Raw genomic sequence first — 14081 nt, 5'->3', positions numbered from 1 at the left:
ATATTGATAAATCATTTCAAAATGTGTAAAATTACACTGATATTACCAAGATTAATTATTATCTAAAAGAGGTGGATCCTTTGAACCCCGAATCAGAAAAATACCATCAGGATATATTCCATGCAGAACTGACCAAATTGAGAGAGAAAGATTACATTTCATCAGAACATTATGAAATAACCATGAAAGCCCATCATCAGTACTATCAAGATCTTGCGGAGCTGAAAAGGGAGCACATAAAGGCTGTAAAAGCTGAAAAAGAAAACAGTCAAAAACCTGTTCAGCCGGTAAAGAATAAGAAGAAAAAGAAATTATCTCAGGAAGAAGTTCGTGAAAGGAACATTTCCTGGCTTCTGAATATTGGAGTTATCCTTCTCCTTATAGGCGGGCTTTTTATTGCAACAAGCAATTGGGCTACCATGTCAAATTTCATGAAAAGTGCATCCATTGCAGTGGTTTCTCTTCTTTTTTATGGATTTGCGTTTATTTCAGGAAAGGTATTAAAAATAGAAAGAACATCGTTTGCCTTCATTGTTCTTGGGAGTTTATTTCTGCCTATATTTATTTTGTCTATCGGCTGGTTCCAATTGCTTGGGCCGTATCTTTCCTATTATGGGGAAGGACGCTATATACTCGGAGCGGCTGGCAGTTTATTGATCTTTCCAGTATACAGTATATTTGCTCAGAAACTGGGCTCACGTCTTTTTGTCTGGTTTGCTTATTTTGCCCTGACTGCATGTGCTGGTTTTACCCTGGCAGCATTCAGTCTCGAAAAGGACAGTTTTTATCTCGGATTAATGATTTTTAATGCTTTTCTGTCTGCAGCCTATCATCGCATGAAAACACGTGCCACCCTGAAATTGTTTTCGCGGGAACTGGTTTACTTTGCCCAAATCAATTTAGTGATCTCTACTCTATTGATGCTTGTCTTTTTCAAAAGTCCTGTACTTTATAGTGTGAATATCCTTCTGACAGCAGCCGTTTATTTATCTATGGTTTATGTAACAGGCAGGAAGGAGTTTCATTTCGTTTTCAGCTTATTGATTGTCTATGGTGCCTATCAGCTGATTGAAAATACGATGTTAAATACAGCAGGCCCCGTTTTCTTTGCGCTTGTAGGAATTGGCTTTCTGTTTGTTCCCACAGTTATGGATAAGCAATACTCCTGGGAGAAGATTTTCAGACTGACCAGTGCAGTCGTTTCGATCCTTGCATTTCTTTATATTTCGGTTGAAGGAATTCTTTTAATGGCCGGTGAACCCTCTGCATCACTGCTGCTGGCTTATACAATACTCGCCGTGCAGTTTATTTATTTGGCCAATGTTATGGCAAACGGGCTATTTGCTTATCTGGCACCTGTATTTTTAGCTGCTGCGCTTTTTGAAACAGTTCTTATGCTGGATAAAGCCGCTCATTTCAACAATCTTTCTTTACCTGTTTACTTCATTGGCTTTGTGCTGTTTATCAGTTTGGGGTATATGGTTAAGTATCCTCTCTTAAAAGTGGTGGAATCAAGTTCACGGGATGTGGCTGTCAGTATTATGTTATTTTCGGTTGTATTTGCTGCCGGAATTCTTGATTGGCTTGCTGCAGGCTCCATGCTGTTAATCTTCAGCTTTGTCCTTTACCTCATATATAAGGCTGAAAATCGAATTTTATATAGGGAAGCGATTCCCTGGGCTATTCCGTTGTCAATCGGTTTTGCATTTATGTTTTATGGTGAACATTTCCGAAGCCATTCAAGTTTTTATCAGATTGAGCTGGGTATGGCCATGAATACAGTCCTCTCATGCATAGCCCTTCTTACTCTTTATGGCGTTCTTAATAAGAAAGGACGGAAAACTCAAGCTAATAATGTGTTTTTAATGGCGCTGGGATTTTATACAATCTCATTGTTTACAGCCGCTGCATTGACGATCAACGAAGTCTGGATGAGACCAGCAGTATTTATTGGCGGCATTATAATGTATCTTGCCCTGTATCAGCTCCTTAAGCAAATCTGGATTCCGTTTGTATTAGCATCGATTTCACTTATTGCTTACTTTATGATCCTGATTGGAGTACCATTTAATTTTACAATTATAAATTTGTTCCTGCTTCCGCTGGGGGCATGGCTTCTGCTTGGCGCAGCTTTCTTTATTTCTAAAAAGGATCCTGTACTGGCAAGAGGGTTTAGCTGGATAGGCCATGCTTACATGCCGTTTGCCATGATTCTGAAATACTTCATTGATAGGGAAAACAGTATCTGGGCCTTTATTATCACTCTGGCCGTTTATTGGATCAGTTTCAGGGTGTCTGCTAAAGAGTGGAAAGTAAAGACATTCCTCTACAGCTCATTTATAAGCTTATTTATGGTGATCTTGATGGGAATGGAGCATATTTGGGAGGAGAGCCATAGTGAGTATGCCATATTAGTAGTCAGCTGTGCTGTATTCATATTTTGGATGACTGGAAACACCCAGGATAAAAAAAGAAGTGTTTTCTTTCTTATCCCATGGTCTGTGCTTGGGATATTATCTTTTCTGTTGTCATATCCATTCGGCGTTCTGCCGTTTATTGTTTGTATTATCTATTCAGCAGGGTTAATCTTATTTATGCATAGTACCAAGCGTGATATATTGGGTGCTATTCCATTGTTTTTACTATATGCGGCCGTAATCAAATTCCTATTCATTAACGATATTGCTCCAGATATGAAAATTTTAATTTCTTCAGGGTTCAGCCTGGCTGCCGTTTTCACCGGCAAGATAGTATATGCCGAAATTTTCATGGGCAAAAAAGCGGATAGCTACACATTTATTTCTCTGCTATTTTTGTTTACCGCTTATCTGCTTCCGGCGGTTGCGCTCTGGGCAGAAGTTCTGCCTGGACTCATGATCAGTGCATTTTTATTTTTACAGAAGGGAAGAGTCGCACCCAAATACAATAAGCTGCCTGGATTACTGGCAGGAGCAGTGTTACTGGAGCCATATTATAGTGTATTAAGGAATATTGACATGCCAGCTCTTTTTACAAGAGAGGCATATGTTCTCCCTTTAATCATCCTGGTTATTTTTATCAGAAAAGTCCTGAAGGGGCAATACTTGAAGATGACTAATAAAATTCAGTGGGCAGTTCTTATAGCAGTATCCCTGCTGCTTATACAGGATGGCCTTGCAAGTAATACGGTATATGATGCACTTATTGTCGGTACGCTGTCTCTGATTTCGATTCTGGCCGGCACTCTGATGAGAATTAAGTCATATTTCTTTGTAGGTTCCGGAGTTCTGCTCCTGAATGTGCTTCTTCAGACCAGACCTTATTGGGGCAGCCTTCCATGGTGGGCATACCTTTTAATTGCAGGCTCCATTCTCATTTCTGCAGCAAGCTATAATGAATGGCAGAAACAAAAAACAGCAGATGGCAAAGAGCCTTTATTTTCTAAATGGAAGAACAGCATTATGAATAGATTAAAAGATTGGTCATAAGCAATTTTACCTAGCTCTCCAGTATATGGGCTAGGTCTTTTTATTATCTTTTCAATAAATAAGTAAATTTTCAGAAAATAAGTTGACTTTTTACTGTTTACACGGTATCTTTGTGTTAAATATATAACACTTATTTTATCTAACGATATTTAAACGTTATATTAAATTATTATCCTAATATTTTGGGAGGTCATGTCTTGATTCTGCATGATATTGAAACGGAAAGCCGCAATAGGATAGAAGAATTGCAGTTGAACCGGCTCAGGCAGACAGCGGAGAGAGTATATAATCATGTGCCTTTTTATCGGAAAAAGTTTTTGGAAAGTAATATTACACCTCAAGACGTTACCAGCCTGGATGATATTCAAAAGCTTCCTTTTACTGTTAAAGCAGATTTGCGGGAACATTACCCATTCGGGCTTTTTGCTGTGGATAAAAAGGAAATCGTGCGTCTTCACGCTTCTTCAGGAACAAGCGGAAAGCCTACTGTGGTGGGCTATACACGGAATGATATCACCATGTGGAGTAATCTGGTAGCCAGGGCAATTTCCATAGGAGGAGGCGAGCCTGGTCAGACATTGCATAATGCATATGGATATGGGCTGTTTACCGGCGGATTGGGACTGCATTATGGCAGTGAACAGCTTGGTATGGCAACTGTACCTGTGTCTGGAGGAAATACCGAGAGGCAAATTATGCTGATACAGGATTTTGAGCCGGAAGTTATTTGCGGAACTCCTTCATATGTCCTTAATTTAGCGGAGAAGATGGAGGTGCGGGGAATCGACCCGGCGAGTACTTCATTGAAATTTGGGATTTTCGGTGCTGAACCGTGGTCTGAAGAAATGCGGAAGGCACTCGAAGCTAAGCTTGGAATTAAAGCATGCGATATTTATGGGCTGAGTGAAGTTATGGGACCTGGTGTAGCGATGGAATGCCATGAAGGTCAGAATGGACTGCATATTGCAGAAGACCATTTTTATGCAGAGGTGATTGATCCGATAAAAATGATACCGCTTCCAAGTGGAGAAGAAGGTGAGCTTGTTTTTACCAGCTTAACGAAAGAAGCTTTTCCTGTGATCCGCTATCGCACGGGCGACATTGCCTCCCTTTGTAAAGAGAAATGTGTGTGCGGGAGAACAACGATCCGCATGAGCCGTGTAAAAGGCCGCATTGACGATATGCTTAATGTAAACGGTGTAAACGTCTTTCCGTCCGAAATTGAACGGTGTATTCTTCAGATGCCTGAGCTTGCTCCCCATTATCAAATCCAGGTGCATAAAAAAGGAAGTTTGAAAGTTTTGGAGCTTCATGCTGAATGGAGCGAAGAGTTTTATAGGGATATGGGTGACGCAGAATTCGCAAAAAAGAAGATTCAGGAAGTATTGAAGCAAAACTGTCTTATTTCCATCAGACTTGTTCTCCATCCTCCCAAAACGCTGCCGAGATCGGAAGGGAAAGCTGTCAGGATTGTTAGTTCTTCAGCGGAAAATGCAGTAACCTGATTAAATTTTTTTAACTCATTGGGGGTGAAACACATGTCAGAAACTCTTTTCTTTCAAGAGATGACGGAAGAACAAAAATACGAGCAGTTCATGAAACGCATTAATGCAGGAGAAAAAATTGAAGCCGATGATTGGATGCCGGATGATTATCGAATGACTTTAATCAAATTAATTTCAATGCATGGAATCAGTGAAATTATGGGAGCACTTCCTGAGAAGGAATGGGTGCCGAAAGCTCCCTCATTAAAACGCAAGCTGGGCATCATGGCAAAGGTGCAGGATGAGATGGGACATGGACAGCTATTGCTCCGGGTAGCGGAAGATTTAATGAAGCCCCTCGGCAAAACCCGTGAGGACATTATGCAGGATTTATTCAGCGGAAGACTGAAATTCCATAACGTCTTTCATATGGAAGCACCAACATGGGGAGATGCCGGCCTGATTGGCTGGCTGGTTGACGGTGCTGCAATTATAACTCAGACCAATATGCTTAATGCTTCCTATGGACCTTATGCAAGAGCGCTAAAGAGAATATGTGCTGAAGAGGTTTTCCATGCCCAGCATGGTGAAGCCATTATCATGGCGCTGGCGGAAGGAACCGCAGAGCAAAAGGCAATGGTTCAGGATTCGGTTAACCGCTGGTGGGAAGCACTGTTAATGTTCTTTGGGCCGGGTGACGCATCGACTACAGGAACCTCGAAACAGGATACAACGATAAAATACAAAATCAGGACAAAGACGAACGAAGACTTAAGACAAGACTTTTTTACAAAGTATATTCCACGCGTTCTTTCACTTGGCCTCACGCTGCCGGATGAGACGATGCATTTCGACCAGGATCAGGGGCTTTGGGTTTATAAGCAGCCTGATTGGAGCAGGTTCAAGGACATTATTAAAAATAATGGGCCAAAATCTCAGGAGCGACTTGGCCTCCGCCGTACAGCTTATGATACGAACAAATGGGTGCGCGAAGCTCTCAATACTGCAAACTAATCCATTGTGATGGGAGGGGTACCTTTGGGAAACGAAGGATTTTATCAGGAATTCGAAGTTTTTAGTCAAAGAACCGATACCTCGCCTCTGCAATATCAATTTTCCCTGCTGGCGCCAAATCGGGAGCTTGCACTCGTTATGGCGCAGGAAAATTTTATGAGGAGGGAGCCGGTTGCTGATATATGGGTCGTCAAACGCTCTGATATCCGGAAGCTCACGCCGGAAGAAAAGCGATCACTTCAGCGTCTGGATAACAAAGAATATCGCACGACAAAGGGATATGGATATCTGAAGAAAAAGTGGCGCCATTATGAGCAGGAAATGCTTGATGAAAAGGAGATTCTTTCATGGGGAGGGATGAAGAAAGGTGACTGAGTCAACAGGTAATCTGCCAATCGATGCAAAGATTAAGCCGGCACTGACATCATTATTGTATCAGCTGGCTGATGATGACTTCATCCTTGCCTACAGGGGTTCTGAATGGCTTGGCCTGGCTCCCCATATAGAAGAGGATGTCGCCTTTTCATCCATCAGTCAGGATACTATGGGCCATGCAGCCATGTTTTATCAGCTGCTGGCCGATCTTGGAGAAGGCAATGTAGACAGTCTAGCTCATGCACGAAAAACATCTGAAAGGAGAAATGCTATTCTTTTGGAACTGGTAAATGGTCCAGGACATTATTTGTCTTCTGCACAATATGACTGGGCATTTGCGGTTGTAAGAAATTATTTTTATACCCAGGCGAAAAAAGTCAGATTAGATTCTCTAAAAAACTCCTCTTACCAGCCTTTAGCAGAGGTGGCATTAAAGGTCAATATGGAGCTTTATTATCACCTGCTTCACTGGAAAACTTGGTTTATACAGCTGATGCAGGCTGGCGGGGAAGCCAGAACGAGAATGGAAGCGGCTATTCAGAGGGTATTAGCCGACTTTGAAGGAGTCCTGACCTTGGGACCGCTGGCAAAAGAGATGGCGGAAATTGGCCTCATTGAAAAGGAAGAAACATTAAAGCAGCGATGGCTGTTTATCATGAAGCCTGTTTTTGAGGCTGTCAATTTGGAAGTTTCAGAAGCAGACCTGGCTTTGAAAACTGGAAATGGACGTTTAGGGGAGCATACCGCCGACCTTGATGATGCATTGTCCACTTTGAGCGAGGTGTATAACACAAATCCAGCTGCAAGCTGGTAAGTTTTCAAAAGGGTGATGTAAATGGAGCAGGAACAATTATTGATAAAAACTGCGTTAGAAGCGCTTCATAATGTTAAAGACCCTGAAATAGACACCATTTCAATCGTTGATTTAGGGATGGTGGAACAGATTATGGTGGAGGGACATTTAGTTTTAATTAAACTCCTGCCCACTTTTATGGGATGCCCGGCACTTGATATTATTCGAAAAAACGTTGTAGCCGAGCTGGACAAAACAGGGAGCTTTGAAAAAATAGAAGTCCAGTTTATCTACCACCCGCCGTGGACGTCTGACAGGGTAACAGAGACAGGCAGGATTAAGTTAAAGGAATTCGGGATCGCGCCCCCTCCAAAATTCATAGATGAAACAGCCGAATGGCATGTGGATTGTCCTTTTTGCGGATCCGCATACACAACGATGGATAACCTTTTTGGCCCAACAGCCTGCCGCAGCATCTTATACTGCAAGTCCTGCAAAAACCCTTTTGAAGCCATGAAACCTGTTTCGACCATGATGTAGCCGGCATTATGCATTAAGATACATCAAAAAACTATTAAAAAATGAGAGGAAGTTGCCAAATGGTAAAATTAATCGCTCTTTATAAGCATCCTGAAAATAAGGAGGCATTTGATGATCATTATTTTAATACCCACGCTCCGCTTACAGCCAAAATTCCGGGTCTCCGTAAAATGGAAGTTACAAGGATTGTCGGCAGCCCTATGGGAGGCGAAGGAAAGTACTACTTGATGTGTGAAATGTACTATGACAGCCATGAAGCACTTCAGGAAGCCATGAGAACAGACGAAGGCAAGGCATCAGGAAAAGACGCCATGAAATTTGCAGGTGACATTATTACTTTAATGATCGGTGAAGAAGCAGATGAGTAAAAGCTATGAAACGATTGAAGTTTCACAGCATGGTAAGCTTGGATTAATTGCTTTGAACCGGCCTAAAGTTCTAAATGCTATCAACCGTGCAATGGTTTCAGAGATCCTTGATGCAATGGAGGGCTTTGAGGCCGACTCAAGCGTCAAAGCCATCGTATTAAGCGGCAAGGGAAGAGCATTTGCAGCCGGAGCAGATATTGATGAAATGGCAAATGACCAGTCCATCGATTTTGAGCTTCGCAATCAATTTAAAGATTGGGATCGTCTGGCCATGATCAAGAAACCGATTATCGGAGCTGTGCAGGGGTTTGCTCTTGGTGGAGGATTTGAGCTGGCGCTATGCTGTGATTTGCTATATGCAGCGGATAATGCGGAATTTGGGTTTCCCGAGGTTAACCTTGGTGTAATGCCAGGTGCAGGCGGGACGCAAAGACTTACTAAGCTTGTTGGGAAAACAAAAGCAATGGAATGGCTTTTTACCGGCAAAAGAATTACGGCAAGGGATGCCCTTCAACACGGCATTGTCAATCAGCTTATAGCAGAGGAGCTTCTGCTCGAAGAAACGATGAAAGCAGTTGAACAAATTGCCAGCCAGGCGCCCATCGCCATACGCCTCATAAAAGAAGCGGTCCTAAAGGCTGTTGACACTCCTTTGAACGAAGGAATGGAATTCGAAAGAAAGAATTTCTATCTGTTATTCTCTACAGAGGATCAAAAAGAAGGCATGAATGCTTTTATTGAAAAACGCAAGCCTCATTTTAAAGGAAAGTAGGGAGGTGTACATATCTAATGTTTGAAACTGTTAAATACGAAGTCGCAAACGGTGTAGCCTGGATATCATTAAACCGGCCCGAAAAGCTGAATGCGTTCACTGAACAGCTGAATAAAGAGGTCCAGCTGTCGGTCAAACAGGCGAGCAGGAATAAAGAAGTCAGATGTCTTGTCATTACAGGTGAAGGCCGTGCATTCTGCTCCGGCCAGGATCTCCAAGGGGTAAATGAGGAAATGGATCATGGAGAGGTTCTCCGGCGGTTCTATAATCCGATGGTAATGGAGATTCATAGATGCCAGAAACCTATTATCGCTGCTGTTAATGGGGTGGCAGCGGGTGCAGGCATGAGTCTTGCGTTAGCCTGCGATTTTAGGCTCCTTTCTGATAAAGCCAGTTTCATAGAAGCTTTTATTCATGTGGGGCTGGTGCCTGATGCAGGAAACCTGTACTTTTTGCCAAAGCTGATCGGCCATGCTAAAGCGATGGAGCTTGCTGTGTTCGGTGAAAAAATTAATGCAGAGGAAGCCAAAGAACTGGGCCTTGCTACTAAGGTTATTCCTATGGAGCAATGGCAAGCTGAAATCACTGTTTTTGCAGAGAGGCTTGCCAGTATGCCGACGGCAGCCATTGCCTTAATTAAGAAGAATCTGAAAGCGAGCTGGGAATCCACACTGGAAGAAAGTCTGGAAAGAGATGCACAGGGACAGAGGATTGCAGGATTAACTCTTGACCACAAAGAGGGTGTATCGGCATTTTTGCAAAAGCGTAAACCTGTGTTTCAAGGGAAATAGACTTTAAAAGACTATGAAGCTTACCCGCTATATGTTCTTTTCTGCGAGCATCTCGTATCGGGTGCTCGTCTTTTTTTAAACTGAAAGGAGGATTATATCATGAAGAATATAGTCGTGATCGGTTCTGGTGTCATGGGGCGCGGAATCGCTTATGTCAGTGCTGTCGGGGGCTTTCATACAACCCTTGTAGATATCAGCCAGGAGCAATTAATCCGTGCGGAAAAAGAGATTGACAGCATCTTTAAAAAGGGGCTAGCGAGGAATAAACTAACAGCTGCTGATATGGAAGAAAGCAAGAACCGGCTAACCTATTCTGTAAGCCTTGCACAGCATGTAAGCGAAGCGGACCTGGTTATTGAGGCAGTGCCTGAAGTGATGGATATAAAGAAAAATATCTTTGAAGTTATCGATCAGCATGCTTCAGAACATTGCTGTTTCGCAACAAACACTTCTACAATGAGTCCAACCGAGATTGGTTCCTTTACCAATCGCCCGGACAAAGTGATTGCCATGCACTTCTTTAATCCCGTCCATAAAATGCCGCTGGTAGAAATTATTAAAGGACTTGAAACGAGCGAAGAAACAGCACAGACAATAAAACGTGCAGCTGAAAGAATGGGTAAAGAAACAGTAGTCATTAATGAGTTTCCGGGCTTCGTCACAAGCAGGATTAGTGCGCTCGTGGGAAATGAGGCATTTTATATGCTTCAGGAAGGCCTGGGCACACCTGAAGAAATTGATAAAGCTATTAAGCTTGGGCTTAACTATCCAATGGGGCCGTTCGAACTGGGAGACCTTGTCGGACTCGATACGCGCCTGAATAATCTAAAATATCTTCACAGCAAGCTGGGTGAAAAATACCGTCCGGCACCTCTTCTTGAACAATACGTAAAAGCTGGCAGGCTTGGACGCAAAACGGGCAGAGGTGTTTATGATTACACTGCCAGAGAGGAAGTCAGGCAATGAGAAAAGCAGTAATCGTTGATGCTGTCAGGACTCCGATTGGAAGATATAAAGGTGCTTTAAAGGATATTCGTCCCGATGATTTGGGAGCCGCCGTTATTAGCGCTTTGATGGAAAGAAACCCACAGGTGAATCCTGCAGAAATTGAAGAGGTTATCTTGGGAAATGCAAATCAGGCAGGAGAAGATAATCGCAATGTCGCAAGGATGTCAGCACTGCTCGCCGGTTTGCCTGTCGAAGTGGCTGCTTCAACCGTTAATCGGCTTTGCGGATCTGGTCTAGATGCTGTTAATTATGCTGCACGCGCAATTTTGGCGGGAGAAGGTGATATTTTTATCGCTGGAGGGACGGAAAGCATGACCCGTGCGCCATTTGTCATGGCAAAGCCGAGCAGCGAGTTTCCGAGAGGGAATATGGAAATGTTTGATACCACCATTGGCTGGCGATTTACAAACAGCAGACTTGAGGATATGTATGGTGCTGAAAGCATGCCAAAGACAGCAGAGAATGTGGCAGAAAAATATGGTATATCACGTGAAGAGCAGGATTTGTTTGCTCTTGAAAGCCAGAGGAGAGCAAAATCAGCAGTAGAAAACGGCTTATTTGATGATGAAATCATTCCAGTTACATATATGGATAAAAAAGGGAAGGAAATAACGATTTCACATGATGAGCATCCGCGTCCGGAAACAACTTTTCAAAAGCTCTCCAGTTTAAAGCCGATTTTCCAGGGTGGAACTGTCACGGCGGGCAATGCGTCAGGGGTTAACGATGGTGCCTCGGCATTACTGCTGATGTCTGAGGAAAAAGCACGTGAACTGGGAATCAAGCCTCTTGGAACTTATATTGTCTCCGCAGCAGCAGGTCTTGAGCCGTCGGTTATGGGAGCAGGTCCGATTTATTCTACTCAGAAAGCCTTGAAGAGGGCTGGACTTGCCATGAATGATCTAGACTTAATTGAATTAAATGAAGCCTTTGCTTCTCAATCCCTCGCCTGCATCAAAGAATTGGGCGCTGATCCGGATCGGGTAAATGTAAATGGGGGAGCGATTGCATTTGGCCATCCTCTGGGGGCAAGCGGCGCCCGTATCCTGACAACGTTATTGCATGAGATGAGGCGCAGGAATTCTAAATATGGCCTCGCAACGATGTGTGTTGGGGTTGGGCAGGGAATATCCACCATTGTTGAGCGCTGACCATAGAGATGTTCATCTCTATGGTTTTTAAGATTTTAGGAATAATAAATGATAATTTAGTATGCTAAAAAGTATTTTTCAAAATTGCCTAATTTTAGTACAATAATATATAACATAATTTTTCCGTTCAACCCACATGACGAAATGAGGATGAATGCAAGTTGAATACAAGATCTATGATTTTCACACTTTATGGGGATTATATTACACATTATGGCAGTAAAATTTGGATAGGCAGTCTAATAAAGCTTTTAAGTGAGTTCGGGCACAATGACCAGTCTGTCAGAGCGGCTATTTCAAGAATGAATAAGCAGGGCTGGGTGAGTGCAGAAAAAATAGGCAATAAAAGCTATTATTCCTTATCGCCAAGAGGACAGAAAAGAATTGAGGAAGCTGCTAAGCGTATTTTTAAGTTAAAGCCAGAAGAATGGGATGGTGAGTGGCGCATCCTGATGTATACCATCCCGGAGGAAATACGAAATGTAAGGGATGAGCTGCGTAAGGAGCTTGTATGGAGCGGTTTTGGATCCATGTCTAGCAGCTGCTGGATTTCAGCTAATAATCTTGAAAAACAGGTTTTTGACCTGATTGAGAAATATGATATTGCCAACTATGTTGACTTCTTTATTGCCCGCTATGCTGGTCCGCATAAAAATAAAGAAATAGTAGAGAAAAGCTGGAACCTGACAGAAATTAATGAAAAATATCAGGAGTTTATTTCTCAATACAGCCAGAAATATATTATTGATAAAAATAAAATTTTGAAAGGAAACATGTCTGATGCAGAGTGTTTCGTAGAGAGAACCAAGCTGGTGCATGAATACCGGAAGTTTCTATTTGTGGATCCAGGACTTCCTGAAGAACTTCTTCCGGATAAGTGGCTTGGCAGTCATGCTGCTGCTTTATTTAGTGAGTATTACAAAGAGTTGGCAGAACCCGCATCCAGATTCTTTGAGAGTGTTTTTAAGGAAGGAAATGAACTGAAAAACAGAGATGCCGATTATGACGCATTAAATCATCCCTACATGGTTGAGTAACAAAGCCACCCTGCTGAAGAGAACGCAGGATGGCTCTTTTTTTAACATTTTTTCAATTGTCAAACTATTAAAATTAGTATAACATTATTTTAACGAAGGAGGAATTTAATTGAATAGACTAACCGATATTTTAAATGTTAAATATCCAATTATCCAAGGCGGCATGGGTAATATAAGCAATGCTGTATTAACAGCAGCGGTATCTGAAGCTGGCGGGCTTGGCACAATTGGTGCGGGAACAATGCCTCCTGAGGAGGTAAATAAAATAATAGAGGAGACTAAGAGCTTAACAGATAAGCCCTTTGCCGTAAACATTGCTTTAAGTGTTTCCCCTTATGTTAAGGAAGTCTTATCCCTGGTCATTAAACATAAAATTCCTGCAGTATCCCTTTCTGCCGGAAATCCTGCGCCTTTTATACCCAGGCTGCATGAAAATGGAGTGAAGGTCATTACTGTGGCAGCTTCTGTAAGGCAGGCGCTGAAAGCTGAGGCAGCCGGTGCTGATGTCATTGTGGCGGAAGGGTATGAGGCAGCGGGAATAAATAGTGCTCTTGAAACTACTACACTTGTATTGATCCCTCAAATAGCAGCCAAAGTCTCAGTTCCAGTGGTGGCAGCAGGAGGAATTGGGGATGGTAAAGGGCTTGCTGCCATGCTTGCCCTGGGGGCGAGCGGTGTTCAAATGGGCACAAGATTCATTGCAACCAAAGAGGCTCCCTTTCATCCGCAATATAAAAAGAACATTATTGAAGCATCTGATCATGAAACAGTTGTAGTAGGAAGATCAGTAGGACGGATAAGAAGAGTGCTTTCCACCGGCTATGCCAATAAATTACTGAATTACGAAAAACAGGGCATCTCTTTTGAGGAGTTTAATAAGCTCACTTCTGAAGACTATCATAAAATTGGAGCGATAAAAGGAAACGGTGAGGAAGGTTTTATGAACAGCGGCCAGATAGCCGGCCTGATTGCTGATCTTCCGCGTGTGAAGGAACTTATGGATAAAATGATCGAGGATGCGGATCTTCAGCTTCAATATGCTAAGAAGCTATTAAACTAGCAAGGAGGGATTCAAACACCTGCTTGCTTTTTTGTCGGTTTATTAAATATATCAAATTTTTAGAATATTATTGACACTCAAAGGCTTAGGGTGATAATATAACGATGTATTTACGATAACTAAAGTAAATATCATATAAATGGTAATAACCATTTATTCACTTCATCATGTAAGCGCATACATATTGTAGAAGCTATCAGCCAGCTGATAGTTAATAATGT

At 42.4% G+C, this 14081-nt stretch carries 13 protein-coding genes; all 13 read left to right on the top strand.

What is annotated here, in order from left to right; all coding sequences use genetic code 11:
• The first annotated feature begins 80 nt into the window (after positions 1–80).
• The 13 genes from NSQ49_RS01960 (at position 81) to NSQ49_RS01900 (ending at position 13860) form a co-directional block, all read left to right on the top strand.
• Complete coding sequence (locus NSQ49_RS01960) at positions 81–3467, top strand: hypothetical protein (RefSeq protein WP_285869720.1); 3387 nt, start codon at positions 81–83, stop codon at positions 3465–3467.
• A gap of 197 nt (positions 3468–3664) precedes the next feature.
• A complete protein-coding gene (locus tag NSQ49_RS01955; protein ID WP_159869351.1) occupies positions 3665–4972 on the top strand; it encodes a phenylacetate--CoA ligase family protein in 1308 nt (435 codons plus the stop codon).
• Positions 4973–5005: 33 nt separating this feature from the next.
• Positions 5006–5965, top strand: a complete 960-nt coding sequence (gene paaA / locus NSQ49_RS01950) for a 1,2-phenylacetyl-CoA epoxidase subunit PaaA (RefSeq protein WP_159869354.1) — start codon at positions 5006–5008, stop codon at positions 5963–5965.
• Between the two features lie 24 nt (positions 5966–5989).
• A complete protein-coding gene (gene paaB / locus NSQ49_RS01945) occupies positions 5990–6340 on the top strand; it encodes a 1,2-phenylacetyl-CoA epoxidase subunit PaaB (protein ID WP_445662632.1) in 351 nt (116 codons plus the stop codon).
• Positions 6333–7154, top strand: a complete 822-nt coding sequence (gene paaC / locus NSQ49_RS01940; RefSeq protein ID WP_251283767.1) for a 1,2-phenylacetyl-CoA epoxidase subunit PaaC — start codon at positions 6333–6335, stop codon at positions 7152–7154. The genes paaB and paaC overlap by 8 nt, the downstream gene beginning before the upstream one ends.
• A gap of 21 nt (positions 7155–7175) precedes the next feature.
• On the top strand, positions 7176–7673 hold the full coding sequence (gene paaD / locus NSQ49_RS01935) for a 1,2-phenylacetyl-CoA epoxidase subunit PaaD (protein WP_159869360.1): 498 nt from the start codon (positions 7176–7178) through the stop codon (positions 7671–7673).
• Between the two features lie 59 nt (positions 7674–7732).
• Complete coding sequence (locus tag NSQ49_RS01930) at positions 7733–8041, top strand: EthD family reductase (RefSeq protein ID WP_159869363.1); 309 nt, start codon at positions 7733–7735, stop codon at positions 8039–8041.
• Positions 8034–8813: an enoyl-CoA hydratase-related protein gene (locus NSQ49_RS01925; RefSeq protein WP_251283768.1), complete on the top strand. Its 780-nt coding sequence runs from the start codon at positions 8034–8036 to the stop codon at positions 8811–8813. Before NSQ49_RS01930 ends, NSQ49_RS01925 begins: the two co-directional genes overlap by 8 nt.
• Before the next feature lie 17 nt (positions 8814–8830).
• Positions 8831–9604, top strand: a complete 774-nt coding sequence (locus NSQ49_RS01920) for an enoyl-CoA hydratase-related protein (RefSeq protein ID WP_159869369.1) — start codon at positions 8831–8833, stop codon at positions 9602–9604.
• Positions 9605–9703: 99 nt separating this feature from the next.
• Complete coding sequence (locus NSQ49_RS01915) at positions 9704–10570, top strand: 3-hydroxyacyl-CoA dehydrogenase (protein ID WP_285869727.1); 867 nt, start codon at positions 9704–9706, stop codon at positions 10568–10570.
• Positions 10567–11763, top strand: coding sequence for a thiolase family protein (locus tag NSQ49_RS01910; RefSeq protein WP_251283769.1), 1197 nt, complete (start codon positions 10567–10569; stop codon positions 11761–11763). Before NSQ49_RS01915 ends, NSQ49_RS01910 begins: the two co-directional genes overlap by 4 nt.
• Before the next feature lie 161 nt (positions 11764–11924).
• Positions 11925–12800: a phenylacetic acid degradation operon negative regulatory protein PaaX gene (paaX, locus tag NSQ49_RS01905; protein WP_159869378.1), complete on the top strand. Its 876-nt coding sequence runs from the start codon at positions 11925–11927 to the stop codon at positions 12798–12800.
• 109 nt (positions 12801–12909) lie between these two features.
• Positions 12910–13860 carry an NAD(P)H-dependent flavin oxidoreductase gene (locus tag NSQ49_RS01900; RefSeq protein WP_159869381.1) on the top strand — a complete coding sequence of 317 codons (951 nt, stop codon included), beginning with the start codon at positions 12910–12912 and terminating at the stop codon, positions 13858–13860.
• The last annotated feature ends 221 nt before the right edge of the window (positions 13861–14081 follow it).

The organism is Cytobacillus sp. FSL R5-0377 (assembly GCF_038004385.1).
In the GTDB taxonomy this organism is placed as follows: Bacteria; Bacillota; Bacilli; order Bacillales; family Cytobacillaceae; genus Cytobacillus.
The sequence above is the reverse complement of the archived record's forward strand: the minus strand, read 5'-3'. Positions and strand labels throughout refer to the sequence as shown.

Coding starts and splice junctions, on each gene's coding strand:
- paaD (WP_159869360.1), top strand. CDS start 7,176: ATGGAGCAGGAACAATTATTGATAAAAACTGCGTTAGAAGCGCTTCAT.
- NSQ49_RS01925 (WP_251283768.1), top strand. CDS start 8,034: ATGAGTAAAAGCTATGAAACGATTGAAGTTTCACAGCATGGTAAGCTT.
- NSQ49_RS01930 (WP_159869363.1), top strand. CDS start 7,733: ATGGTAAAATTAATCGCTCTTTATAAGCATCCTGAAAATAAGGAGGCA.
- NSQ49_RS01910 (WP_251283769.1), top strand. CDS start 10,567: ATGAGAAAAGCAGTAATCGTTGATGCTGTCAGGACTCCGATTGGAAGA.
- paaA (WP_159869354.1), top strand. CDS start 5,006: ATGTCAGAAACTCTTTTCTTTCAAGAGATGACGGAAGAACAAAAATAC.
- NSQ49_RS01915 (WP_285869727.1), top strand. CDS start 9,704: ATGAAGAATATAGTCGTGATCGGTTCTGGTGTCATGGGGCGCGGAATC.
- NSQ49_RS01920 (WP_159869369.1), top strand. CDS start 8,831: ATGTTTGAAACTGTTAAATACGAAGTCGCAAACGGTGTAGCCTGGATA.